The sequence below is a fragment of the Micromonospora sp. NPDC052213 genome (assembly GCF_040679695.1).
Taxonomy (GTDB): Bacteria; Actinomycetota; Actinomycetes; order Mycobacteriales; family Micromonosporaceae; genus Micromonospora.
In genome coordinates this window covers 1-23,907 of record NZ_JBFAVI010000069.1, presented here as the reverse complement: position 1 = coordinate 23,907, position 23,907 = coordinate 1, and the positions used below count along the sequence as shown (strand labels likewise).

Below are 23,907 nucleotides of genomic sequence, written 5' to 3'. Positions count from 1 at the left end.
CGGGGAGCCGGGAGTGGTCACCGGCGTCCTCTCCTCAGTCCACGGCGGCCGGCCGGCGGGCCGCCCGAGCCGACCGTACCAAGCGGACGGCCACCACGATCACCAACAGCGTCATGAGCGGGGCGCCGACCGTCTTGCTGTACCGGGCCAGTCCGGTGCCGTCCGCGAGGACCAGGAACGCCGAGACCACCGCGACGACCGCGAACCAGCCGGTGCGCCGCGACGTGGCCGCGAGCACGGCCAGCGGCCAGGTCCAGTACCAGGGGTGGAACAGCGGGGCGAGCGCGACCGTGGCGGCCAGCGCCAGGCCGGCGTGCCACAGCGGCTCCCGGGTGCGAGCCCGCCACCACAGCCAGATCAGCACCAGCGCGAGCACGGCCATCCCGATCCCCCGGGTGACCGGCAGCGGGTCGCCGTGCCAGCCGAACGGCGCGGCGAGGTAGGCGACGGTCTGCCCCACCGCCGTCGGCGGCGAGGTCCAGGCGATCACCAGGCCGCCCTGCTCCAGCCCGGTGACCCAGCCGAAGCCCAGGCCGGTGGCGAGGGTCGCGCCGACGACCGCCGCGAGCGCCCCGCCGACCACCCACCCGCCATCGCGGAGCAGCGCCCTGATCGAGTACGCCCCGACGATCGCGGCGAGCGCCGCGAACGGCACCACCACCAGCGCGGTGATCTTGACGGCGGCGGCGAGGCCGAGCAGCGCTCCCCCGGCCAGCAGCGGACCGGGGCGATCCGGCCGGGCCGCCACCACCGCCAGCCCGGCCACGAGCAGCCCCACCATCAGGGCGTCGTTGTGCGCCCCCGAGACGAGGTGCACCCCGATCAGCGGCGAGCCCAGCGCCAGCCAGACCGCCCGGCGGGCCGGCACGCCGCAGCGCCGGGCCAGCACCGGCAGGCAGGCCGCGGTCAGCCCCACCCCGGCCACCGCGAGCAGCCGGAACAGCACGATGCTGCCGTACAGCGACCCGGTCGCCTCCACCACCGCCCCGGCGAGCAGCACGAACAGCGGCCCGTACGGGGCCGACGTGTCCCGCCAGATGTAGGAGATGGTGTCCAGCCACGGGCAGGGCAGCGCCGAGACACCCTGCTCGTACGGGTTGATGCCGGCGGAGTAGCTGGCGCCCTGGCAGGCGTACGCGTAGACGTCCCGGCTGCCCAGCGGCGGCGCGACCAGCAGCGGCAGCAGCCAGAGCCCGACGGTGACCAGGGCCCAGCGGGTCGACGGCACCCGGCCGCGCAGCGCCCACCAGGCGTACGCCATCAGCCCGGTGCCGACCGCCCAGGCGGCGATGATCAGCGGGCCGTGCGGCCCCTGCCAGATGCTGACCGGGGTGGGGCGCAGATCGCCGTCGGGCAGCGCTCCGCCGAGGAACGCGGCCACGGCGAGCAGCGTCGAGCCGGCCAGGCCGATCCAGCGCGCGAGGTGGTGAGGCACGCCGGACATGCTGCCAGTACGGTGGTCGCGGTACGGAGGTGGGCATGCGGCGCAGTCGGGTGGTGGCGGTGGCCGCCGCGTCCGCCGTGCTCCTCGGGGTGACGTATCTCGCCCTCCCGCCGACCGGTTCCGACCTCGCCGCGCAGGTCGCCCGGGCCGACTTCTTCGCCGCCCACGGCCTCGCCCCGGTCGACCTGCGCTGGTACGGCGGGGTCCAGCAGTTCGGCTACAGCCTGGTCTCCCAGCCGGTGATGGCGCTGCTCGGGGTGCGGGTCACCGGCGCGCTGGCGCTGGTGGCGGCGGCGACCGCGTTCGCGGCGCTGCTGGTGCGCACCGGGGTGCCGCGGCCGCTGCTCGGCAGCCTGGTCGGGGTCGTCACCATCGCCGGCAACCTGCTCTCGGGCCGGGTGACGTACGGCCTCGGGGTGGCCTTCGGCCTCGGCGCGCTGCTCGCCCTCACCCTTCCCCGCGGCCCGGCCGAACCGGCCGCCTCCGCCCCGGACCGGCGGGCGCGGCGACGGCGGCTCGCGCGGCTCGGGCTGGCGGTCGCCGGGGCGCTGCTGGCCTCGGCGACGAGCCCGGTCGCGGGCCTCTTCGTCGGCCTGGCCGGCACGGCGCTGCTGCTCACCCGCCGGTACGCCGACGGCCTGGCGCTCGGCGTCGCCGCCGCGCTGCCGCTCGGGGCGACCGCGCTGCTCTTCGGCGACGGCGGCTGGATGAACATCAGCCGCACCGACACGCTGCGCGCCGTGCTGACCAGCCTGCTGGTCGCCGCGCTGGTGGCGTACCGGCCGGTGCGCGTGGGTGCGCTGCTCTCGGCGGCCGGGGTGCTGGCGGCGGCGCTGGCACACACCCCGGTCGGGCTGAACGCCACGCGGCTGGCCGTCATGTTCGCCCTTCCGCTGCTGGCCGCCGCCGCCCGCCCCCCGGCCCGGCTGGCGCGGTGGTGGGCCCGACGCGGCCGGGGCGGGGCGCAGGGGCGGGGCAGGGTCCGGGGCCGTGTCGCGCTGGCCGCGCTGCTGGCGGCGGTGTGCTGGTGGCAGCCGCCGGTGCCCCCCGCCGACCTGCGCAGCGTCGACGACCCGACCGGCCGGGCCGCGTACTTCGCGCCGCTGCGGGAGTTCCTCAACGGGCAGCGGCTCACCGGCCGGGTCGAGGTGCCGCCGACCCGCAACTACTGGGAGGCGGCGAGGCTGGGCGAGGTGCCGCTGGCCCGGGGCTGGCTGCGGCAGGCCGACATCGACCGGAACCCCCTCTTCTTCACGACCGTCCCGGGCGCGGCCGGCACCGGGGTGCCGCTGACCGCCGCGAGCTACCGGGACTGGCTGGCCGAGAACGCGGTGCAGTTCGTCGCGGTGCCGGACGCCCCGCTGTCGTGGGTGGGGCGGGCCGAGGCCGAGCTGGTCACGGGCGGGCTGCCGTATCTCACGCCCGTCTGGTCCGGCCCGCACTGGCGGGTCTGGGCGATCGCCGAGCCGACCCCGATCGTCGGCGCGCCGGCCGACCTCGTCACGTGGGACGGCGCCTCGGTGACCTTCCGGGCGCCGGCCGCCGGCACGGTGCCGGTCCGGGTGCGGCACAGCCGGTGGCTGACCGCCTCCGGCGGCGCCACCGTCGCCGCCGACGGCGACTGGACCGCGGTGACCGTGCCGCGCGCCGGGACGTACCGCCTCGGCAGCTGACCAGGGCGCCTCCCCTCTTTTGCCATCTCGGCAACGTTCCTTGCTCCCTCCGCCGGCGGCGCGCACGATCGACGCGACAGGTCACCGAGGGCAGCGCACAGGAGGACGAGACGTGCACCACGACGCGACGGCCGGAGACCCCCGGCAGGGCCACCACCACCATCACCACCACGACGCTCCGGCGGCGCCGGTGGTCGCCCTGCGGCCGGACCCGGACGTGGACGACGAGACCGCGCGGTTCTGGGAGGAGCTCTACCAGCGGCGCGACCGGGTCTGGAGCGGCCGGGCGAACCCGGTCCTGGTCGAGGTCGCCGGGGCGCTGCCGGCCGGCACCGTGCTGGACCTCGGCTGCGGTGAGGGCGGCGACGCGATCTGGCTGGCCGGGCAGGGCTGGCGGGTGACCGCGGTCGACGTCGCCGAGACCGCTCTCGCCCGGGCGGCCGACGAGGCGTCCGCCGCCGGCGTCGCCGCCCGCATCGAGTTCCGCCGGCACGACCTCACCCGGACCTTCCCGCCGGGCGAATACGACCTGGTCTCCGCCCAGTTCCTCCAGTCGCCGCTGGAGTTTCCCCGGGCACGGCTGCTCCAGTCGGCGGCCCGGGCCGTGGCCCCCGGCGGCCGGCTGCTCGTCGTCGAGCACGGCGAGACGCCGCCGTGGGGGCGCGCCGACCACCCGGACGTGCGCTTCCCCACCCCGCAGGAGACCTTCGCGTCGCTCGACCTCGACCCTGACCGGTGGCACACCGAACGGCTCGACGCGTCGCGCCGCCAGGCCACCGGCCCGGACGGGGAGACCGGGATCCTGGTCGACAACGTGGTGCTGGTGCGCCGCACCCGGTAGCCCCGGCGGGGCCGGACCACCCCGGCCGGGCCGCTGCCGGCCGGCACGGACTCGATCAGCCTGCCGACCCCGGCCGGCTCAGGAGTCGAGCACCCGTTCCATCGCCGCCCGGGAGCGGCGGCCGGTGCGCAGGTACTCGTCGAGGAACTCGCCCGGATCGTCGCGGCCCAGCAGCCGGACCACCCCGGCCAGCTCGACGCCGTGCCGGGGCAGCTGGTCACCGGCCCGGCCGCGCACCAGCATCAGCGCGTTGCGGACCTGCGCGGCCAGGGTCCAGCCGGCCGCCATCTCGGTGGCGTCCGTCGGGTCGACCAGGCCCGCGTCCCGGGCCGCCGCGAGGGCGTCGAGCGTACGCGTGCCGCGCAGCTCCGGAACCGTCCCGGCATGCCGGAGCTGGAGCAGCTGCACCGCCCACTCGACGTCCGCGAGGCCGCCCCGCCCGAGCTTGGTGTGGGTGGCCGGGTCGGCGCCCCGGGGCAGCCGCTCGTGCTCCACCCGCGCCTTGATCCGCCGGATCTCCACCACCTGCTCGCGGGTCAGCCCGTCGGCCGGGTAGCGGACCGGGTCGACCATCGCCTCGAACTCGGCGCCGAGGTCGGCGTCGCCGCAGACGAACCGGGCACGCAGCAGCGCCTGCGCCTCCCACACCTTCGACCAGCGGGCGTAGTACTGCGCGTACGCGGCGAGGCTGCGCACCAGCGGGCCCTGCCGGCCCTCCGGTCGCAGGTCGGCGTCCACGCCCAGCGGCGGGTCGGGCGCGGGCACGCCGAGCAGCCGACGCAGTTCCTCGGCGATCGCGTGGGCGGCGGCGCTCGCCGCGCCGGCCGCGTTCTCGCCGGCGCCGGCCGGGGGGTCGTAGACGAAGAGCACGTCGGCGTCGGAGAGGTAGTTCGACTCGTACCCGCCCAGGCGACCCATGCCGATCACGGCGAAGCGCAGCCCCGGCAGGGGCGGCTGGGCCGCCCGGGCGGCGCGCAGTGCCGCGGCCAGCGTGGCGTCGGTGACATCCGCCAGGGCAGCGCCGACGGCGGTGACGTCGGCGAGGCCGAGCGCGGCCCGCCCGCCGGCGGGCCGGGGCGGCGACGGGGCCAGCGAACCGGCCCGGCTCAGCAGGTCGGCGCAGGCGACGCGGACCAGTTCCCGGCGGCGCAGGGCGCGGATCGCCCGGGTGGCCTCGACGGGGTCGGTGTGCCGGGCCGCCGCGGCGGCGAAGCCCTCGCAGAGCACCCCCCTCGGCCGGGGGGTCAGCTCGCTCTCCTCGGCCAGCATCCGCAGCGCCTCCGGCTCACGGGCCAGCAGGTCGGCGGCGTAGCGGGAGGAGGAGAGCACCCGGGCCAGCCGGCGGGCCACCGGCCCGGAGTCGCGCAACAGGCGCAGGTACCAGGGCGTGCTGCCGAGCTTGTCGGAGACCTGCCGGTAGTTGAGCAGGCCGCGGTCCGGCTCGGGGGCGTCGGCGAACTCGCTGAGCAGCACCGGCAGCAGGGTGCGCTGGATGGCCGCCGTGCGGCTCACCCCGCCGGTGAGGGCCTGGAGGTGCCGCAGCGCCCCGGCCGGGTCGGCGAAGCCGAGGATCTCCAGCCGGTGCCGGGCCGCCTCCGGGGTCAGCCGCAGCCCGTCGGCCGGCACCCGGGCGACCGTCTCCAGCAGCGGCCGGTAGAGGAGTTTGGCGTGCAGCCGGCGTACCTCGGTGGCGTGGGTGACCCACTCGGCGCGGAACTCCTCGACGGCGCTGCGGCCCGGCGTCGCCGCATAGCCCAACGCGGCGGCCAGCCAGCGCAGCGCGGCCGGCTCCGTCGGCACGGTGTGGGTGCGGCGCAGCCCCTGGAGCTGGAGGCGGTGCTCGACGCCGCGCAGGAAGCGGTAGCCGCGCAGCAGCGCCTCCCCGTCGGCCCGGCCGACGTAGCCGCCGGCGACGAGCGCGCGCAGCGCCGGGACGGTGCCGGGCACCCGCAGCGACTCGTCGCCCCGGCCGTGCACCAGTTGCAGTAACTGGACGGCGAACTCGATGTCGCGCAGCCCGCCCGGGCCGCGCTTGATCTCGCGCTCCAGCTCCTTCGGCGGGATGTTGTCGATGATCTTCCGCCGCATGGCGCGGACGTCCTCGACCGCCTCGGGGCGCTCGGCGGCCCGCCACACCAGCGGGGCGAGCTGGTCGATCCACTCCCGGCCCAGCGTCAGGTCGCCGGCCGCCGGCCGGGCCTTGAGCAGCGCCTGGAACTCCCACGTCCGTGCCCAGCGCCGGTAGTAGGCGAGGTGGCTGGCCAGGGTCCGCACCAGCGGGCCACGGTTGCCCTCGGGCCGCAGGGCGGCGTCGACCGGCCAGGCCACCAGCCCGCAGACGTGGATCAGCCGGGTGGCGACCGTGGTGGCCGCGGCGAGGTCGTCGTCCTCGGCGGCCACGAAGATCACGTCGACGTCGGAGACGTAGTTCAGCTCGTCGCCGCCGCACTTGCCCATCGCCACGACGGCGAGCCGGGGCCGGGGGGTGCCCTCCGGCAGCTCGCCGACGGCGATCTCGTACGCCGCCGCGAGGGTCGCGTCGGCCAGCGCGGAGAGCGCCGCCATGGTCTGCTCCAGGCCCCGGCCGCCGGTCAGGTCGGCTGCCGCGATCCGCAGCAGCGCCAGCCGGTACGCCCTGCGCAGCACCGCCACCGGCTGCCCGTCGCCGGACAGGTCGAGCCGGCCCTCCGCGGTCGGCGCGAGCCCGTCCGGGGCGGTCCGCAGGGCCGGCCACTGGTCGGGGTTGGCGACCAGGTGGTCGCCCAGCGCCGAGGAGGCGCCGAGGACGGCGAGCAGCCGGTGGCGCAGCCCCGGATCGTCCGCGAGCGCCTCCAGCAGCGCCGAACCGGCGGCTGCCGGACCGGCGGCCCGGCGCTCGGCCTCGACGATGCGGTGCAGCTGGCGCAGCGCCAGGTCCGGATCGGCGGCGCGGGAGAGCGCGGCGAGCAGCTCCGCCGCGCGGTCGTCGGCCGGCTCCTGCGCGTCCGGCCGCCACAGGCCCAGCCCGTCGGGGCCGAGCAGGTCGGCGGCGCGGGTGGCGCCGTCGCCGCCGACGATGCCGAACCCGTAGCGGGCGAGCCGTCCCGCGGCGCTGGTCGGCCGGCTCATCACTGCCCGAGCAGCGGCAGGCTGCGGCGGGACGGGTCGTCGCCCAGCTCGCCGAGGGCCAGCGCGGCGAACCGGGCGGCGAACGGCTGCCAGACCTCCTCGACGTCGACCATCACCGCGTGGCAGGCCGCCACCACCAGGTCCGGGTCGTAGCCCAGCTCGGCCAGCAGCGTCGAGTCGGTGGCCCAGTCGGCGATCATCGCGGTGTCGCACTCGATGTGGAACTGCAGGCCCCAGGCCCGGTCGCCGAGGCGGAACGCCTGGTGCGGGTAGCGGGTGGAGGCGGCCAGCAGGGTGGCGCCCCGGGGCAGCTCGGTGATCTCGTCGGCGTGCCACTGGAGCACGTCGGGGATCAGCGGGACGTAGCGGAACAGCGGGTCGGCGTCGGCGGCGTCCCGCTTGCCGACCACGCCGGGCCCGACCTCCGGCCCGGACGCGCTGCGCTCGACCTCGCCGGCGTGGGCGGTGGCCAGCAGCTGCGCGCCCAGGCAGATGCCGAGGGTGGGCACCCGGTGCCGGACGGCCTTGCGGAGCAGCCCCTCGACGGCGGGGAACCAGGGCGCACCGGGTGAGCCGTCGGGCAGCGGATACGCCTGCTGCTCGCCGCCCAGCACCACCAGCGCGGAGTATCCCTCCAGGTCGGCGGGGAGCTGGTCGCCGGCGTGCGCGCGTACCACCCACAGGTCGAGGCCCGCCTCGGTCAGCCACTCGCCGAGCCGGCGGACGTCGTCGGTCGGGTCGTTCTCGATCACCAGCGCGGTAGCCACGACGTCGAGGCTAGCCGGTGACTCCGGCGGGCCCCGAACGCCTCCACCGGGCGGCGGCGGCCCTCGACGGCCGACCGGTCCAGGCGTCCCACGCTAGGCGGGGTTGGCCGACCGGTACGTGGACCACGCCCCGCCGCGACTAGGCTCTGCCGCTGTGTCCGACCACGCCAGCACGACTCCCGCCGCCGCGGTACGACCGCCGGTGCTGCGCCCCGGCGACACGGTGATGCTGGTGTCGCCGTCAGGGCCGACCCGGCCCGAGCGGGTGGCCCGGGGCGTCGAGCTGCTCACCGGCTGGGGGCTGCGGCCGGTGCTGGCGCCGAACGCGTACGCCCGGCAGGGTTACCTGGCCGGCGCGGACGCGCTGCGCGCCGCCGACCTGAACGCGGCGTTCGCCGACCCCGAGGTGCGCGGGGTGATCTGCACGCGGGGCGGGTACGGCGCGCAGCGGATCGTCGACGCGATCGACATGGCCGCCGTACGCCGGGACCCGAAGGTGGTCGCCGGGTTCTCGGACATCACCGCGCTGCAGTTGGCGCTGTGGCGGGGCGCGCGGCTGGCCGGGGTGCACGGCCCCGGGGCGGCCTGGCTGGACGAGCGCACCCCGCTGCGTTCGGCCGAGTCGCTGCACGCCGCCCTGATGACCACCGAGCCGGTGACGGTGACGGCCGTCGCCGAGGAGGAGACGTTCCCGGTGCGGGTGCCGGGGAGGGCCACGGGCCCGCTGCTGGGCGGCAACCTCTGCCTGATCGTGGCGTCGCTGGGCACCCCGGACATGCCGGACCTGACCGGGGCGGTCCTGTTGGTCGAGGACGTGCAGGAGCCGCCGTACAAGGTGGACCGGATGCTCACCCAGCTCCGCCGGGCCGGCGCGCTGGACGGGCTGGCCGGGGTGGCGGTCGGTCAGTTCACCGGCTGCGCGGACGGCTGGTCGACCAGCGTCGCCGACGTGCTCTCCGAGCGCCTCGGCGACCTCGGCGTCCCGGTCCTCGGCGGCCTGCCCGTCGGCCACGGCGTCGGCCAGCTGACCGTCCCGGTCGGCACCGACGCCACCCTCGACACGACGACGGCCACCCTCACGATCGCCCCCGCCGTCCGCTGACCCGGCTCGGGCTGGTCCGGGCGTCAGGTGGGCCAGCGCGCCGGTTCCCCGGTCAGGGCGTCAGGTGGGCCAGGGCGCCGCTCTCCTGGTCAGGGCGTCAGGTGGGCCAGGGCGCCGGTTTCCAGGGCGGCCCAGACCGTGCCGTCGGGGGCGACCGTGATGCCGTGCGGCTCGGCGGCCGGGGTCGGGAGATCGTGGGTGACGATCGTGCCGTCCGGGGCGACGTGGCCGATCCGGTTGCCGCCCCACTCGGTGAACCAGCAGCCGCCGGCCGGGTCGGCGACGATCGCGTGCGGCCGGGCGGCCCGGTCCGGCAGCGGGTACTCGTCGATCCGCCCGTCCAGGGTGATCCGGCCGAGCTGGCCGGCGCCGATCTCGACGAACCAGAGCGCGCCGTCCGCTCCGGCCGTGATTCCCACCGGGGCGGCGCCCTCGGTCGGCAGTGGGTGCAGCGCCACCGCGCCGTCCGTGCCCATCCGGCCGACCGCGTTCGCCCGGTTGAGCGTGAACCAGACGGCCTCGTCCGGGCCGGCGGCCACCATCGAGGCGAAGCCGCCGCCCACCGGCAGCGGAAACTGGGTCACCTCCCCGTCGGTGGTGACGCGGCCGATCGCGTCGGCGGTCATCGCCGCGTACCAGAGGGCGCCGTCGGGACCGGCGGCGATGCCGCAGGGGCCGCTCCCGGGCGGGAGCGCGACGGCGCTCTGCTCCCCGTCGGTGGTGATCCGCCCGATCCGGTCGTCGCCGGAGCGGGTGAACCAGAGGGCGCCGTCGGGGCCCGGCGTGACGATCAGCGGCCGGCTGTCGGCCGCCACCGGCCAGGTGCGCAGGTCGCCGTCCGCGCCCAACCGGGCGACCGCGCCGGCGTGGACCAGCGTCAGCCAGAGCGCGCCGTCGGGGCCGACGGTGATGCCGTACGGGCCGGCGTCCGCCCCGGTGAGCGGCACTTCCCGGATCTTCGTCAACGCCACGAGGGTCACCTTCCGTCGTTGCTCCGCCCCGGTGGGCCTGCCGACCGCCAACCCTGACCGCCGGCGCGGGCCGCGGCAACCCGTTTGTCCGGCTCGGCGGGCGGATTGCCAGCTCGCTGACAGGTTCACCACGGCTTTCCTCCAGCCGGGTTGGTCACCGTCGGTGAGGTCATCGCACCACCCACCGACCCGATGGAGGACAGCATGTCCGGCACCATGAGGAAGAAGCACCTGCTGGCCGGCCTGGCCGCGGCCGGGGTACTCGGCGTGGGGATCGCGGCGCCGACGGTCGCGTTCGCCGCGGACGGCGGCAGCTCGACGCCGAGCGCCAGCGCCAGCGAGAGCGGCAGCGGCAAGGACGAGCGGCAGCAGCAGCGGGCCGAGCGGCAGGCGGAGTTCGCCGAGGCCCTGGCCGAGGAACTGGGCGTCCCCACCGACAAGGTGACGGCCGCGCTGGAGAAGGTGCGCGAGGCGCGGAAGCCGGCCGACCGGCCCGAGCGGGGTGACTCCGCCGACCGGCAGGCCGCGCTGAAGGAGCGCCTGGCGCAGGCGGTCGAGGACGGCAGGCTCACCCAGGAGCAGGCGGACGCCATCACCGCGGCCGCCGAGGCCGGCGTCTTCCCCGCCCCGGGCGGTCGCGGCGGGCACGGCGGCCCGGCCGGCAGGTGACCGTACGCCGTCCGCCCCGGCGACCTCGCGGGGGCGGACGGCGGCGCCTCCGGCCGCACGGCTCACGCCGGCGCGGGCGACTCACGCCGGCGCGGGCGACTCACGCTGACGCCGCACGGCTCACGCCGGCGCGGGCGGCTCAGGCGCCCGATGGCGGGGCGAAGACGCCGACGTGGTTGCCGGCCGGGTCCGCCAGGTGGGCGAAGGTGAGCCCGTTGCCGGTGGACCTCAGCGGCACCAGCACCTTGCCGCCGGCCGCCTCGGCCCGCCGGCAGGCGTCGGCCACGTCGGCCACCTGTACGTAGAAGATGGCGTAGTCGGGGCCCGCCCCGCCGGTGCCCCGGATCGCTCCGCTGATCCCCGCACCGGCGCCACCCTCGGTCGTCCGGTACGGCGCATCAGCCGTGCCCTCCTCGGTGAAGCTCCAGCCGAACAGGTCGCCGTAGAACCGCTGGGCCTCGTCCGGCCGCTCGGCGCCGATCTCGAACCAGGTGACGGCGTTGCTGATGGTCATGTGTGGCCTCCCGTTCCCCGCGCCGGCCGGTCGACCGGCGCCGTCAGGAGAGAGCCTCGGCCCCGCCCGCGACACCGTCCTGTCGGTGTTTCTCCGGCGGCTCGGCCGGATTCCGCACGAGCGGGCCGCAGCCGTGGCACGAGATCGGGCCGCCGCTGCCGTACCGGCGGTCGAAGTCGGCGAACCGTCCGGCCGAGACCGACAGCGTCGCCACGCGCCGGTTCAGACCAGGCTGAGCCGGTGGACCCGGTCGTGCGGGATGTCGAGGTCGTCGACGGCCAGCTCACGCTCCGGCACCCGCTCGCCGAGGGTCGTCACCGAGGTGATCCGGTCGGTGCGGAACGCCCGGATGCCGCCGCGCAGCCGGCACCAGGCCAGCAGGTACCAGTGCCGGGGGTTGCCGAGGAAGCCGAGCGGCTCCACGTCGCGCAGCGAGCCGGCGCCCGCCCGGTCGGCGTAGCGGATGCGCAGCACGCGGCGTGCGCGTACGGCGTCGGCGACCCCGGCCGGGACGGGCGTGACCGGCCCCTCGCCGATCAGGTGCACCCGCGCGGCCAGCCGGTGGGCCTCGGCGGCGTCGGCGGCCGGCATCACGGCGACCAGCTTGCGCAGCGCGGTGCCGGCCGCGGCGCCGAAGGGCGTGCCGCGCATGCGGTGCAGCGCCACCGCCAGGGCGACGGCCTCTGCGGGGGTGAGGTTGACCGGCGGCAGGGTGCGCGCCCGGTCGAGCGCGTAGCCGCCGGTGCGGCCCGGCTCGGCCCAGATCGGCACGCCCGATTCCTGGAGAGCGCCGATGTCGCGCTCGATGGTGCGGGTACTCACCTCGAAGCGCTCGGCGAGCCAGCGGGCGCTGCGCGGCCGGGGCGACACGGCGCGCAGCTCCTCCACCAGGGCGTAGAGACGGTCCGTCCGGTTCACCCCCGCAACCTACGACGGGGGTGCGACGCGACCGCTCCGCCCGCGGGCCCTGTTGTCGTAGCCCGCAGACCGTGGTCACGGAGCGCAGCGGAACCACTCCGCTCCGACGGAGCGCGGGGCGGACCGGCTCAGGCGATGCAGGCGCAGACGATCAGGGCGGCGCCGAAGTGGGTGGCGGCGCTGACCCGGGCCGCCGGGTGCGGCTCGTCGGAGCAGATGATCTCGCCGAGCCTGCCGGGGGTGAGCAGGTCCAGCACGAAGAACGCCAGCGCCATGATGGCCAGCCCGATCAGGCCGAAGAGGACCGTCGAGGCCAGCCCCTTGGCGAAGTCGCTGTAGCTGGTCAGGATCGCGGTGAACACGATCCCGGCGATGCCGAGCTGGTTGGCGGCGAGCAGCAGCGCGGCGTTGCCGTTGCGCCGCACCCAGATCAGCTCCCGCAGCTTGCCGGGAGTGAGCACGTCGACCAGCCCGAACCCGGCCGCCATCAGGGCCACCCCGACGACCCCGAACACGACGCTCTGCCAGGCTCCGCTGAGCAGATCCTCCAGCACCGACTGCCTCCCCGACCTCTGCGCCCGGCGGGGGTGCCGGCGCGGTGATCGAGACGATAGCGGCAGTACGCCAACGGCGGCAGCCCCCGCCCTACAGCGACAGGTAGCGCTGCCGCTCGTAGGGGGTGACCTCGCGGCGGTACTGCTCCCACTCGGCCCGCTTGTTGCGCAGGAAGAAGTCGAACACGTGCTCACCGAGCACCTCGGCGACCAGCTCGGAGCCGGCCATCACGTCGATCGCCTCGGCCAGGTTCTCCGGCAGCGGCTCGTAACCCATCGCCCGCCGCTCGGCGCTGGTCAGCGACCAGACGTCGTCCTCGGCGCCCGGCGGCAGCTCGTAGCCCTCCTCGATGCCCTTCATGCCGGCGCCGAGCAGCACCGCGAAGGCCAGGTAGGGGTTGGCCGCCGAGTCCGGCGAGCGGACCTCCACCCGGGCCGAGTTCGGCTTGCCGTAGGCGGGGACCCGGACCAGCGCCGACCGGTTGAGGTGACCCCAGCAGACGTACGCGGGGCTCTCGGTGACCCGGTCCGGCAGCGCCTGCGGGAAGAGCCGCTTGTAGGAGTTGACCCACTGGTTCGTGACCGCCGTGTACTCCCGGGCGTGCACCAGCAGCCCCGCGATGAACGCGCGGGCCACCTTGGACAGCTTCATCGGGTCGCCGGCGTCGTGGAACGCGTTGCGCTCCCCCTCGAACAGCGACAGGTGGGTGTGCATGCCGCTGCCGGGCTGGTCGGTGAAGGGCTTCGGCATGAAGGTGGCCTGCACTCCGGTGGAGAGGGCGACCTCCTTCACCACGTGCCGGAAGGTCATGATGTTGTCGGCGGTGGTCAGCGCGTCGGCGTAGCGCAGGTCGATCTCCTGCTGGCCGGGGGCGACCTCGTGGTGGCTAAACTCCACCGAGATACCGATCCGCTCCAGCGCCAGCACCGCCTGCCGGCGGAAGTCGCGGGCCACCGCGTGGGTGGTGTGCTCGAAGTAGCCGCCGGTGTCCACCGGGATCGGCACCGAGCCGTCCATCGGGCCGTTCTCCAGCAGGAAGAACTCGATCTCGGGGTGGGTGTAGAAGGTGAAGCCCTTCTCGGCCGCCTTGGACAGCGCCCGGCGCAGCACGTGCCGGGGGTCGGCCCAGGAGGGGCCGCCGTCGGGCAGCAGGATGTCGCAGAACATCCGGGCGCTCTCGCCGCTGACCCCGCCCTCGAACGGGAAGACCTGGAACGTCGTCGGGTCCGGCATGGCCACCATGTCGGACTCGAACACCCGGGCGAAACCCTCGATCGCCGAGCCGTCGAACCCGATGCCCTCCTCGAAGGCCGCCTCCAGCTCGGCGGGGGCCACCGACACGCTCTTGAGCGTGCCCAGCACGTCCGTGAACCACAGCCGGACGAACCGGATGTCCCGCTCTTCCAGCGTACGGAGGACGAACTCCTGCTGACGGTCCACTTCCACCCCTCGCGACACTGTTGTCCGCCTTCGACCGGGGGCGCCCCGGCCTGACCGACCAGTCTCCACCCGCCTCGTTACGCCGACGTTACGCGACCGGCCGGCGCGAGTCCCGCCCTGTCCGCGGCTCCCGCCCGACCGGCCGACCCCCGCCGAACGGGACGGGCCGCAGCCGTCGTCGCGTCGCCGCCGGGCCCGCCGCCGCCGTCCGGCAGCGCCCTGCGGCGGTGGCCGCCGTCTCGCCCCGCCCAGCGTGTCCGGCCCGGACGGCTGGGGCAAGATGAGGGCATGCCCACCCTGCGTCTCGCCCTGTGCCAGGTCAACCCGACCGTCGGCGACCTCGCCGGCAACGCCGGCCTGGTCCGTGACTGGACCCGCCGCGCCGCCGACGCCGGCGCCCAGCTCGTCGCGTTCCCGGAGATGGCGCTGACCGGCTATCCGGTCGAGGACCTGGTCTTCCGGCGGTCCTTCGTCGCCGCGTCGAAGGCCGCGCTGGAGCGGCTCGCCGCCGACCTCGCCACGGACGGGCTGGGCGAGGTGCCGGTGCTGGTCGGCTACCTGGACGCCGACGGCCCGCCGCAGGTCAGCGGCGACGCCGAGCCGGGTCACGGCGCCCGCAACGCGGCCGCCCTGCTGCACCGGGGCGGCGTCGTGGCCACCTACTTCAAGCACCACCTGCCCAACTACGGGGTCTTCGACGAGGACCGCTACTTCGTCCCCGGTGACGCGCTGACCGTCGTCCGGATCGGCGGGGTGGACGTGGCGCTGACCATCTGCGAGGACCTGTGGCAGGCCGGCGGCCCGTTCGCCGCCGCGCGCCAGGCCGGCGTCGGCCTGGTCCTGAACATCAACGGCTCGCCGTACGAGCTGAACAAGGACGACATCCGGCTGCCGCTGGTGCGCCGCCGGGCCGCCGAGGCCGGGGCGACCGTCGCGTACGTCAACATGGTCGGCGGCCAGGACGAACTGGTCTTCGAGGGCGACTCGATGATCGTGACGGCCGACGGCACGCTGCTCACCCGGGCCCCGCAGTTCGTCGAGCACCTGCTGGTGCACGACGTCGAGCTGCCGCCGGCCGGGGAGCCGACCGATCCCGACCAGGCGCTGGCCGACGACATGCGGGTGGTGCGCGCCGCGGTCGACGCCGTCCCGCCGCCGGCCGGCGGCCCCGTCGCCACCGGCGGCACCATCGCCCCCGTGGCCGACGAGGCCGAGGTGTGGCAGGCGCTCGTGCTCGGCCTGCGCGACTACGTCAACAAGAACAGGTTCCCGTCGGTGGTGCTCGGCCTCTCCGGCGGCATCGACTCGGCGGTGGTGGCCGCGCTGGCCGTCGACGCGCTCGGGTCCGACCGGGTGGTCGGCGTGTCGCTGCCCAGCCAGCACTCCTCGGAGCACAGCCGGGAGGACGCGGCGGAGCTGGCGAAGCGCACCGGGCTGGACTACCGGGTCGAGCCGATCCAGCCGATGGTGGACACCTTCCTGGCGAACATGTCCCTCTCCGGCGTGTCCGTGGAGAACCTCCAGGCGCGGGTCCGCGGGGTGATCCTCATGGCGCTGTCGAACCAGGAGGGCCACCTGGTGCTGACCACCGGCAACAAGAGCGAGCTGGCGGTCGGCTACTCCACCCTCTACGGCGACTCGGTCGGCGGCTTCAACCCCGTCAAGGACGTCTGGAAGACGCTGATCTGGCGGCTCGCGAAGTGGCGCAACGCCGACGCCGCCCGCCGGGGCGAGACCCCGCCGATCCCGGAGAGCTCGATCGGCAAGCCGCCGAGCGCGGAGCTGAGCCCGGGCCAGTTGGACAGCGACACGCTGCCGGACTACGACGTGCTCGACCCGATCCTGATCGGCTACGTCGACGGCGACCTCGGGCGCGACGGGCTGGTCGCGTCCGGTCACGACCCGGCCGTCGTCGACCGGGTGCTGCGGATGGTGGATACCGCCGAGTACAAGCGGCGGCAGTCCGCGCCGGGCACGAAGATCTCGATGAAGGCGTTCGGGCGGGACCGGCGGCTGCCGATCACGAACCGGTGGCGCGAGGACGGCTGAGCCGTGCCGCTCCCGGGCCGGCCTCGACGTCGGTCCGGGAGTGACATCCTCCACTGAGCTCTGCCGTCGGCCGGTCGGGTGGTGCGACGATCGCGGCGGAACCCGGGGACCGCGCACGCGGCCTCGAGGAAGGAGAGAGTCATGGTGGAGTCCACCCCGTCCGAGGTGACCGCCCTCTACGGCGGCCCGGCCACCCGGCGGGTCCGCACCCGCGACCTGATCGCCGCCAAGGAGCGCGGCGAGCGGTGGCCGATGCTCACCTCGTACGACCAGTACACCGCCTCGATCTTCGACCAGGCCGGCATCCCGGTGCTGCTGGTCGGCGACTCGGCGGCGAACAACGTCTTCGGCTACGAGACGACGGTGCCGGTGACCGTCGAGGAGCTGCTGCCGCTGGTCCGCGCGGTGGTCCGGGCGACCCGGCACGCGCTGGTCGTCGGCGACCTGCCGTTCGGCTCGTACGAGGAGGGCCCGACGCAGGCCCTGCGCACGGCGGTGCGGTTCATGAAGGAGGGCGGCTGCCACGCGGTGAAGCTGGAGGGCGGCCGGCGCTGCGCGGCGCAGATCGCGGCGATCACCGGTGCCGGTATCCCGGTGATGGCGCACATCGGTTTCACCCCGCAGAGCGAGCACGCCATCGGCGGCTACCGGGTCCAGGGGCGCGGCGACGCGGCCGACGACGTGATCGCCGACGCCCGTGCCGTGGCCGAGGCGGGCGCGTTCGCCGTGGTGCTGGAGATGGTGCCCGGCGAGGTGGCCAAGCGGATCACGGCGGAGCTGCCGATCCCGACCGTCGGCATCGGCGCCGGCCCGGACACCGACGCCCAGGTGCTGGTCTGGCAGGACATGGCCGGCCTGCGTGTCGGCAAGGCACCCCGTTTCGTGAAGCGCTACGCCGACCTGGCCGGGACCCTCGCCGACGCGACCCGGCGCTTCGCCGACGAGGTCCGCGGCGGCGAGTTCCCCGCCGCCGAGCACACCTTCTGACGCCGGTCGGCCGGTCCGGCGGCCGTGCGGGCCGCCGGACCGTGCCCGGCACAGACCACTGCTGGACGTCGTCGGGGTACCGCGCAGAGCCCGGCCGTCATCGAGGGCACAGTGGAGGATCGCTGCCCGGGCAGACCCGACAGCGCTTCGCGGTCCCGGCGGGGCCGGCCCGCCCCGCCCGGCGTCAGAGGTCGGTGACCCGGATGCCCGCGTGCGCCTTGTAGCGCTTGTTGATGGCGATCAGGTTGGCGGTGAACGCCTCGATCTGGTGGGCGTTGCGCAGCCGGCCGGCGTAGACGCCGCGCATGCCGGGGATCCGGGCGGCGAGCGCGGCGACCACGCCGACCAGCTCCCGGTCCTCGGTGCAGATCAACACGTCGAGGTCGATCCGGTCGATCTCCGGATCGGCCAGCAGCGGCGCGCTGACGTGGTTGAAGGCGGCGCAGACCCGGGAGTCGGGCAGCAGCCCGGCGGCCTGCTGGACGGCGCTGCCCTCCGGCACCGCGAGCGCGTACGGGCCCTGCTTGTCGAAGCCGAGCGGGTTGACGCAGTCGATGACGATCTTGCCGGCGAGGGGCTCGGCGAGCGCGGCGACGGTGGCGGCGTGCCCGTCCCACGGCACCGCGATGACGACCACGTCGCTGAGCCGGGCCACCTCCTCGTTGCCGGCACCGGCGACCTCGGCCCCGGCCGGGACGCCCGGCAGCGCCGCGATCTCCTCGGCGGACTGCGCGGCCCGCTCGGCGGACCGGGAGCCGATCAGCACCGTCTGGCCGGCCCGGGCGAACCGGTAGGCGAGGCCCCGCCCCTGGTCGCCGGTGCCGCCGATGATGCCGACGGTCAGCCCGGACACGTCGGGCAGGGTGCTCGCGTCGTAAGCCATGCCGCCATCCTTGCAAACCCCGGCCCGCCGGCAGCAGCGGCCGGCACTGTGACAAACCCCGCTGCCCCACGCCGACGCGGCGTCAGGCCCGCTCGAAGGCGACCGATCGGGCGACCGGGTCGGCGGTGACCAGCCGGACCCGGATCCGCTCCCCCAGCGGCAGCTCGCCCAGGCAGCGGGCCCGCACCGGCGGGTCGTCCAGCGCCACCGTGCCGCCGGGCCGGCGACCCGGGCGGGCCCGGCCGTCCGGGGCCGCGTCGACGTCCAGCACCGCCGCGTCGAAGGTCTCTCCCACCCGGTGCTGGAGCAGCACCGCCTCGGCCAGCTCGATCGCGCCCCGGGTCGCCGCCGAGGCCGTCCGGTCGGTGGCGGCCATCACCTCGGGCAGCCGGGGCAGCGCCGTGCGGGCCCAGTCGGGCACCGGCCGGCCCTCGTGCAGGGCCAGGCAGACCTCCGTGGCGTACCGGTCGGCCAGGCGCCGCAACGGCGCGGTGACATGGGCGTACGCTGCCGCGACCCCGCCGTGCTCCCGCTGCTCCGGCGGCGCGCCGTCGAAGGCGGTGTACGCGGCGCCGCGCATCAGCTCGGCCGCCTGGTCGACGAAGGCCGCCGCCCGGGACTGCGACGGGTCCAGCCCGGCGATCACCTCGCCGGGGCCGGCCCCGTCGGGCCAGTGCACGCCCAGCGGGGCGGCGGCGGCCCGCAGTCGCGCCACCGCCTCGGGCTTCGGCGCCGGCATCGTACGCAGCAGGCCGATCCGCCCGGCCAGCATGATGTCGGCGGCGGCCATCCCGGTCAACAGGGAGATCTGGGCGTTGTGCTCCTCCATCGGCACCGGCCCGCGCAGCACCAGCCGCCAGCCGTCGCCGTCGGCCTCCACGTCCTGCTCGGGCAGGGGCAGGTTGATCGCGCCCCGGCGCAGGCCGCGGGCGGTGAGCAGGGCCCCGATCTCGGGCAGCAGGGCGATCGGGTCGGGCAGCCGGCCGGCGTCGGCGGCCGCCTGGACGCCGACGTAGTCCAGCTGGGCCCGGCTGCGGACCAGCGCCCGCTCCAGCGCGACCCCGACGGTGCCGCCGTCGGAGTCGAGGTCGACGGTCCACACCACGGCGGCGCGGTCGACGGCCGGCAGGAGGCTCGCCGCGCCCTCGCTGAGGGTCTCGGGGTGCAGCGGCACGGTCCCGTCGGGCAGGTAGACGGTCTGCCCGCGCCGCCAGGTCTCCTCCTCCAGCGCGCCGCCGGGGCGCACGTGCGCGGCCACGTCGGCGATCGCGTACGTCACCCGGTAGCCGCCGCTCACCGATGTGATCAGTCCGCCGTCGACGAGCAGCTCCTGACCGGTGATGTACGCGGACCGGTCGGACAGCAGAAACACCACGGCGTCCGCGACGTCGTCCGGCCGCCCCAACCGGCCCAGGGGCACCTGGCTCCGGGCGGACTCCCTGGCCTCCTCCGTCACCGCGATGCCGAGGAACATGTCGGTCACGATGTAGCCCGGGCTCACCGCGTTGACCCGGACGCCCCGGGCCCCCAGGTCGGCGGCGAGCGACCGCGCGAGGTTCACCACGGCCGCCTTGCCCGCCGCGTACAACGGCGTCGTCGCCAGGCCCCGGTGCACCAGCCAGCTCCCGTTCACCACCACCGCCCCACCGTCGACCAACAGCGGAAGTGCCTTCTGGACGGTGGAGAAGACGCCCCGGACGTTGGTGCCCATGAGGTCGTCGTACTCCTCGTCGGTCACCGCCGCGCTCGGATTGAACCGCGCGACGCCGGCGTTGCAGAACACCCCGTGGAGACGGCCGAACCGATGCTCCACCATCGTCATCAGCCGGTCGAGGTCCCGCCCCTTGGCGACGTCGGCCGGAACGGCCAGCACGCGGTCGGGCGCGCCGAGCGCCTCGACGGCACCCTGTAGACGGGCGCTGCTCCGACCTGAGATCACCACCTGTGCGCCGGCCTCCAGCAGCCTGCGTGCCGTGGCCAGGCCGATGCCGCTGCCTCCCCCGGTGACCAGTACCGTCCTGCCGTCGAAATCCGCCATGAGCACAGCGTGGCAGCGCCCGCCTGCCCCGGGCACCTTCGTCCGTGCGCCGCCCCCGTCGGGTCGAGGCCGCCGGGGAGACGGGCCGGGTGCCCGCACGGCCGGAGATGCGGGCCCGAGGCAGGTGTTGCGAGGGTCGGTTCCGGACACGTCGGTCCGCGCCGTGCGTCGCATCGACCGGCCCACCGTCGCATGGCCGAAGTCAGCTCGTACGGCTCCGACGTGGCTGCGCCGAGGCGCACCGGGACACGACGCCATCAAGGAGACCCCATGACATCTGGTCCGCGACCCGCCACCGCCCCACGCGCCGCCGGGCGCGGCACGCTGCGATCGGTCGGTGTCACCTACGACACGGGTACGAACTTCGCCACCGGACAGGGAGAGCTGTCCCGGCTCGTGTGGAGCCAGGACCGGATGGAGCAGGAGATCGGCGCGATCCGCCGGCAGTTGAGCTGCAATTCGGTGACCGTCTACGGCAGCGACCTGGGGCGGCTGGCCGCCACCGCCCGGGCCGCCGCCGACGTCGGGCTCCACGTGTGGTTCCAGCCCCGCCTCGTCGACCGAACCCAGCAGGAGATCATCGACCACCTGGTCGAGGCGGCGCGCCTGGCCGAGCAGTTGAGACGGGACGGGGTGCGGATCAGCTTCTCCATGGGGTGCGTACACCTGGTCTTCACCCCGGGCCTGGTCCCCGGCGACCGGTACCACGAACGGATGGCCAACATCTTCGCCGAGGCCGACCACCAGGTCCTCGCTCCTACCGGCACGGTCGACCTGGACAGCGCCAACACGCGCCTCAACCAGTTCCTCGACCGGGCTGTCCGGTCAGTGCGGCCGGTCTTCGCTGGCGAGGTGAGCTACGCGGCGGCGCCGTTCGAGGACGTCGACTGGCGACTGTTCGACACGGTCAGGCTGATGCACTTCTACACCCTCGCGTACCCGACCAGCGACGACGATCACGTCCGTGAGCTCGAGCGCTATCACCGGTGGGGCAAGCCGGTGATGATCGCGGAGTTCGGTACCGCCACCCATCCCCGCGCCGGCGAGATGGCCTTCCTCTCGTTCGACGTCGTCGACCGCCGCGGACCCGTGCACACGGTCGACGAGGGGGTGCTGCGCGACGAGCACGCCCAGGCGGCGTTCCACCACCGGATGCTCGAGGTGTTCCGGCGGGCGGGCATGGACGGCGTCGCGGTGAGCGAGTTCATCCACCCGACGCACCCGCACTCGACGGACCACCGGCTGGACCTCGATGTGGCCAGCATGGCGTTGGTCAAGACCATCCGGGACGAATACCACGATCCGGCGTCGCCCTACCGGTGGGAGCCCAAGGAATCCTTCCGCCAGCTCGCGGCGCGCTACGCGCTGCTCCGGCGGGACGAGCCCGATCACCTCCCCCGGTAGTTCCCCGGCGACCACCTCCGCCACCCGGCGCAGCGCGTCGGGTGGCGGAGCGCTGCCCGGGAGAGGACCCGGGACGCACGAGACGCCGGTTCGTGACAGGTGGCTGTCACGGACCGGCGTCGTCGGTGCCGCTCGGAACACGGCGTGTGACGCGACGAGCCCTACCAGGTCACCGGCAGGGTCGTGAGCCGCTCCATGGGGCCGGTGACGCTGGTGCGGATCTCGCCCGCCGGCACCGCGAGCCGCAGATGGGGAACTCGCCGCGTCAGCGTACGGAATGCGAGCTCCAGCTCGATACGAGCGAGGTTCTGCCCGATGCACTGGTGGACGCCGAAGCCGAAACCGAGGTGGTGCCGCGGCGACCGGGTCACGTCGAGTTGCTCCGGAGTCGACACCAACGCGGTCGAGAAGTTCGCCGCCGCCGCACCAATCAGGAGGCCCTCACCGGCCTTGATGTGGTAGCCGGAGATCTCGATGTCCTCGAGCGCCACCCGGGATATCGCCTCGATGAGGGAGACGTAGCGCATGATCTCCTCCACCGCCCCGGGAGCGAGATCCGGATCGTCGCGCAGCTTGGCGAACTGGTCCGGGTGTTCGAGCAGTGCCAGCGTCCCGAGCGAGATGACGTTCGCGGTGGTGTCCTGCCCCGCGATGAGCATGAGCATCGCGTAGCGGACCAGCTCCTCTCGAGAGAGCGAGCCCTCGCGTACCGCGCCGGCGATCAGGTCGTCGAGCAGACCCGTGCCCGGGTTGGTCTCCTTCTTGCGGATGAGTTGCCCGAAGTAGTCGCTGAGTGCGGTCATCGCGTCCGCGGCCTGCTCGGGGTCGGTGTCGAAGAGGCTCCGGGCGGGCCCCTCGAAGGCATCGCGATCCTCGTAGGGGACGCCGAGCAGCACGCAGACCGCCATGGACGGCACCGGCAGCGCGAACGTGGCGACCAGGTCCGCCGGCGGACCGGCGGCCAGCATCGCATCGATGCGCTGGTCGACGATGTCCTGGATGGCGGGGCGGAGAGCGTTCATTCGACGTACCGAGAAGCTGGGGATCAGCATGGTGCGCTGCCGGGTGTGCAGCGGCGGGTCGACGCCGATCAGGACGTCCGTGTAGCCGGTGTTCTCCAGCTCGGCCATCTCCGCGCTCAGGGCGGGGAAGCCGTCGAGGCGGGGGTTGATCGAGACGCGCCGGTCCGCGAGCAGCGCCCGTGCCTCCGGGTAGCCGGTGATCAGCCATGCCTCGCGTCCGTCGTAGAGCCGTACCCGCGACAGCGGTCCCTTGCTGCGGAGGTCGGCGTAGCCCTGCGACGGTCGGTAGGGGCACTGCCGTCCGATGGGAAAGGCGGGTGCTTCTGCTGGGATCGACATGCGTTCTCCTCGTGGTCGGAACTCGATCGGGCCGCGACCACGTGGTGTCCGTTCTGCCGGTGTGAGGGCGCTGGACCGGGCCCGCTGCGGCACGGGGCGCGGGAGATGCCCCCGCTGCCATGCCGCGGCCGGGCCCGGACCTGCCCGCGTGACCGGGGCCGGCGCGGCCGGCTGGACCCGGATGGGCGCCAGCGTTGTCCGCTCCGGCACGGCGGCGGTGACGCCAGCCGACGATGTGCCACGGGCGACCCGCCGACGTCACCACACGCGCATGGTCACGTGCGCCGATGTCGTGTCCAGCCTGCCCGCAGGACCGGCGGGTGTCTTCTCGTCACGTGCGGCGCTGTGCGGCTGCGGAAGGACCGGGCAGCATGGACAGCGCCGCGCGGTGCCGGCACGCCGATACTGCCGCCCTGCCGTGGTGCACCACCCGCTGCGCGCGATCCGGCGCCCGGAGTTCCCGCCAATCAGAACCGGTGGGGCGTCCCCACCACGACGTGCCGGAATTCGAAGTCCGGACGGTTTATCCGGGCGGCGTCGATCGACCGTTCTGGTTGGTAAAAAGAGGTGATCGTCCATCGCCACGGTTGGCTTCCTCCTGTAGTCTCCATGCATTGTGCATCTGGCGGTGTATGTGCACAGCACCCGTGTCGCGGAACTGTTCAGGAAACTGAAGGATGGGTTGTCATGGATTCTGCTGTCTCGCAAGCCGCCGTAAATCCGGCCGGAAGTCGCAGCGCGCGGTGGCGTGATCGTGCGCTCGGTGTGCTGCTGGCCGTTCTGGCCGCCGTGCTCGTCTGGGTCGTGGCGGCTCCTGTCGCCGGCGTCGACCTGGAGGCCACGCTGGCCGAGGGCGAGCCGCCCATGAAGATCGGTTTGGGGGCGGTGATCGCGTCGTCGCTGCTCACCTCCCTGCTCGGCTGGGGGCTCCTCGCGCTCCTGGAGCGGGTCACCCGGCACGGCCTGCGCATCTGGGTGATCGTGGCGGCGGTCTTCACTCTGCTCTCCCTGGCCGGACCGACCGCCGCGGACAGCGGCGGCGCCATGGTCGCCCTCGCGTTGATGCACGTCGCCGTCGGTGCTGTTCTCATCGCGGCGATGGTCCGCAGCGCCCGACGCTGACGCCCCGGCGAGGAGCCGGGCTGGGCGGCCAGCCGTGGCCGCTGGGGAAGCGGGCTCCGGC

18 protein-coding genes and 2 pseudogenes are annotated in these 23,907 nt (G+C 75.0%); 8 read left to right on the top strand and 12 right to left on the bottom strand.

Annotation, left to right across the window (positions count from 1 at the left end; all coding sequences use genetic code 11):
- Positions 1-34: 34 nt before the first annotated feature.
- Entirely contained in the window at positions 35-1,435 is a 1,401-nt protein-coding gene (gene mptB, locus AB0L34_RS18230; RefSeq protein ID WP_363705563.1) for a polyprenol phosphomannose-dependent alpha 1,6 mannosyltransferase MptB, read from the bottom strand.
- Between the two features lie 44 nt (positions 1,436-1,479).
- On the opposite strand from mptB, the gene AB0L34_RS18225 reads away from it, so the two are divergent.
- Both AB0L34_RS18225 and AB0L34_RS18220 read left to right on the top strand, forming a co-directional pair.
- Entirely contained in the window at positions 1,480-3,117 is a 1,638-nt protein-coding gene (locus AB0L34_RS18225) for a hypothetical protein (RefSeq protein WP_363705562.1), read from the top strand.
- A 112-nt stretch (positions 3,118-3,229) separates the two neighbouring features.
- Positions 3,230-3,958, top strand: a complete 729-nt coding sequence (locus AB0L34_RS18220) for a methyltransferase domain-containing protein (protein WP_363705561.1) — start codon at positions 3,230-3,232, stop codon at positions 3,956-3,958.
- A gap of 78 nt (positions 3,959-4,036) precedes the next feature.
- Here AB0L34_RS18220 and AB0L34_RS18215 read toward each other — a convergent pair whose 3' ends face one another.
- The gene (locus tag AB0L34_RS18215; protein WP_363705560.1) at positions 4,037-7,066 is read right to left on the bottom strand and encodes a bifunctional [glutamine synthetase] adenylyltransferase/[glutamine synthetase]-adenylyl-L-tyrosine phosphorylase; all 3,030 of its coding nucleotides are present in this window, start codon (positions 7,064-7,066) and stop codon (positions 4,037-4,039) included.
- Positions 7,066-7,833 (bottom strand): type 1 glutamine amidotransferase, encoded by a 768-nt coding sequence (locus tag AB0L34_RS18210; RefSeq protein WP_363705559.1) that lies wholly within the window; start codon positions 7,831-7,833, stop codon positions 7,066-7,068. The genes AB0L34_RS18215 and AB0L34_RS18210 overlap by 1 nt, the downstream gene beginning before the upstream one ends.
- Before the next feature lie 226 nt (positions 7,834-8,059).
- Between AB0L34_RS18210 and AB0L34_RS18205 the strand changes: the two genes are divergently transcribed.
- On the top strand, positions 8,060-8,935 hold the full coding sequence (locus AB0L34_RS18205; RefSeq protein WP_357451478.1) for an LD-carboxypeptidase: 876 nt from the start codon (positions 8,060-8,062) through the stop codon (positions 8,933-8,935).
- Between the two features lie 89 nt (positions 8,936-9,024).
- On the opposite strand, the gene AB0L34_RS18200 is transcribed toward AB0L34_RS18205, so the two are convergent.
- A complete protein-coding gene (locus tag AB0L34_RS18200; RefSeq protein ID WP_363705558.1) occupies positions 9,025-9,906 on the bottom strand; it encodes a virginiamycin B lyase in 882 nt (293 codons plus the stop codon).
- Positions 9,907-10,110: 204 nt separating this feature from the next.
- On the opposite strand from AB0L34_RS18200, the gene AB0L34_RS18195 reads away from it, so the two are divergent.
- Positions 10,111-10,575 carry a hypothetical protein gene (locus AB0L34_RS18195; protein ID WP_363705557.1) on the top strand — a complete coding sequence of 155 codons (465 nt, stop codon included), beginning with the start codon at positions 10,111-10,113 and terminating at the stop codon, positions 10,573-10,575.
- A 139-nt stretch (positions 10,576-10,714) separates the two neighbouring features.
- Here the strand turns inward: AB0L34_RS18195 and AB0L34_RS18190 are convergent, their stop codons facing one another.
- The 4 genes from AB0L34_RS18190 to glnA form a co-directional block, all read right to left on the bottom strand.
- Positions 10,715-11,089: a VOC family protein gene (locus tag AB0L34_RS18190; protein WP_363705556.1), complete on the bottom strand. Its 375-nt coding sequence runs from the start codon at positions 11,087-11,089 to the stop codon at positions 10,715-10,717.
- A gap of 222 nt (positions 11,090-11,311) precedes the next feature.
- Positions 11,312-12,007 carry a WYL domain-containing protein gene (locus tag AB0L34_RS18185; protein WP_357451057.1) on the bottom strand — a complete coding sequence of 232 codons (696 nt, stop codon included), beginning with the start codon at positions 12,005-12,007 and terminating at the stop codon, positions 11,312-11,314.
- A 128-nt stretch (positions 12,008-12,135) separates the two neighbouring features.
- On the bottom strand, positions 12,136-12,561 hold the full coding sequence (locus AB0L34_RS18180; RefSeq protein WP_357451054.1) for a DUF350 domain-containing protein: 426 nt from the start codon (positions 12,559-12,561) through the stop codon (positions 12,136-12,138).
- Positions 12,562-12,652: 91 nt separating this feature from the next.
- Entirely contained in the window at positions 12,653-14,002 is a 1,350-nt protein-coding gene (gene glnA / locus AB0L34_RS18175; RefSeq protein ID WP_350707837.1) for a type I glutamate--ammonia ligase, read from the bottom strand.
- 288 nt (positions 14,003-14,290) lie between these two features.
- On the opposite strand from glnA, the gene AB0L34_RS18170 reads away from it, so the two are divergent.
- Both AB0L34_RS18170 and panB read left to right on the top strand, forming a co-directional pair.
- Positions 14,291-16,051, top strand: coding sequence for an NAD+ synthase (locus tag AB0L34_RS18170; protein WP_363705555.1), 1,761 nt, complete (start codon positions 14,291-14,293; stop codon positions 16,049-16,051).
- A gap of 141 nt (positions 16,052-16,192) precedes the next feature.
- On the top strand, positions 16,193-17,038 hold the full coding sequence (gene panB, locus AB0L34_RS18165) for a 3-methyl-2-oxobutanoate hydroxymethyltransferase (protein WP_363705554.1): 846 nt from the start codon (positions 16,193-16,195) through the stop codon (positions 17,036-17,038).
- A 184-nt stretch (positions 17,039-17,222) separates the two neighbouring features.
- Here the strand turns inward: panB and npdG are convergent, their stop codons facing one another.
- From npdG to AB0L34_RS18150, 3 genes and pseudogenes are all read right to left on the bottom strand, one after another.
- Positions 17,223-17,921, bottom strand: coding sequence for an NADPH-dependent F420 reductase (gene npdG, locus AB0L34_RS18160; RefSeq protein ID WP_357694496.1), 699 nt, complete (start codon positions 17,919-17,921; stop codon positions 17,223-17,225).
- Between the two features lie 82 nt (positions 17,922-18,003).
- Positions 18,004-19,212 (bottom strand): annotated as a pseudogene (locus tag AB0L34_RS18155) (RNB domain-containing ribonuclease); the annotation flags it as partial.
- A gap of 27 nt (positions 19,213-19,239) precedes the next feature.
- Positions 19,240-19,959 (bottom strand): annotated as a pseudogene (locus tag AB0L34_RS18150) (SDR family oxidoreductase); the annotation flags it as partial.
- Positions 19,960-20,229: 270 nt separating this feature from the next.
- Between AB0L34_RS18150 and AB0L34_RS18145 the strand changes: the two are divergent.
- Positions 20,230-21,363, top strand: coding sequence for an abortive infection protein (locus AB0L34_RS18145; RefSeq protein WP_363705553.1), 1,134 nt, complete (start codon positions 20,230-20,232; stop codon positions 21,361-21,363).
- Positions 21,364-21,524: 161 nt separating this feature from the next.
- On the opposite strand, the gene AB0L34_RS18140 is transcribed toward AB0L34_RS18145, so the two are convergent.
- Positions 21,525-22,718, bottom strand: coding sequence for a cytochrome P450 (locus AB0L34_RS18140; RefSeq protein ID WP_363705569.1), 1,194 nt, complete (start codon positions 22,716-22,718; stop codon positions 21,525-21,527).
- A gap of 615 nt (positions 22,719-23,333) precedes the next feature.
- Here AB0L34_RS18140 and AB0L34_RS18135 point away from each other — a divergent pair.
- Complete coding sequence (locus tag AB0L34_RS18135) at positions 23,334-23,846, top strand: DUF6069 family protein (protein ID WP_363705552.1); 513 nt, start codon at positions 23,334-23,336, stop codon at positions 23,844-23,846.
- Positions 23,847-23,907 lie beyond the last annotated feature (61 nt).

Coding starts and splice junctions, on each gene's coding strand:
- AB0L34_RS18170 (WP_363705555.1), top strand. CDS start 14,291: ATGCCCACCCTGCGTCTCGCCCTGTGCCAGGTCAACCCGACCGTCGGC.
- AB0L34_RS18145 (WP_363705553.1), top strand. CDS start 20,230: ATGACATCTGGTCCGCGACCCGCCACCGCCCCACGCGCCGCCGGGCGC.
- AB0L34_RS18215 (WP_363705560.1), bottom strand. CDS start 7,066: ATGAGCCGGCCGACCAGCGCCGCGGGACGGCTCGCCCGCTACGGGTTC.
- AB0L34_RS18190 (WP_363705556.1), bottom strand. CDS start 11,089: ATGACCATCAGCAACGCCGTCACCTGGTTCGAGATCGGCGCCGAGCGG.
- panB (WP_363705554.1), top strand. CDS start 16,193: ATGGTGGAGTCCACCCCGTCCGAGGTGACCGCCCTCTACGGCGGCCCG.
- AB0L34_RS18205 (WP_357451478.1), top strand. CDS start 8,060: ATGCTGGTGTCGCCGTCAGGGCCGACCCGGCCCGAGCGGGTGGCCCGG.
- AB0L34_RS18225 (WP_363705562.1), top strand. CDS start 1,480: ATGCGGCGCAGTCGGGTGGTGGCGGTGGCCGCCGCGTCCGCCGTGCTC.
- AB0L34_RS18135 (WP_363705552.1), top strand. CDS start 23,334: ATGCATTGTGCATCTGGCGGTGTATGTGCACAGCACCCGTGTCGCGGA.
- npdG (WP_357694496.1), bottom strand. CDS start 17,921: ATGGCTTACGACGCGAGCACCCTGCCCGACGTGTCCGGGCTGACCGTC.
- AB0L34_RS18195 (WP_363705557.1), top strand. CDS start 10,111: ATGTCCGGCACCATGAGGAAGAAGCACCTGCTGGCCGGCCTGGCCGCG.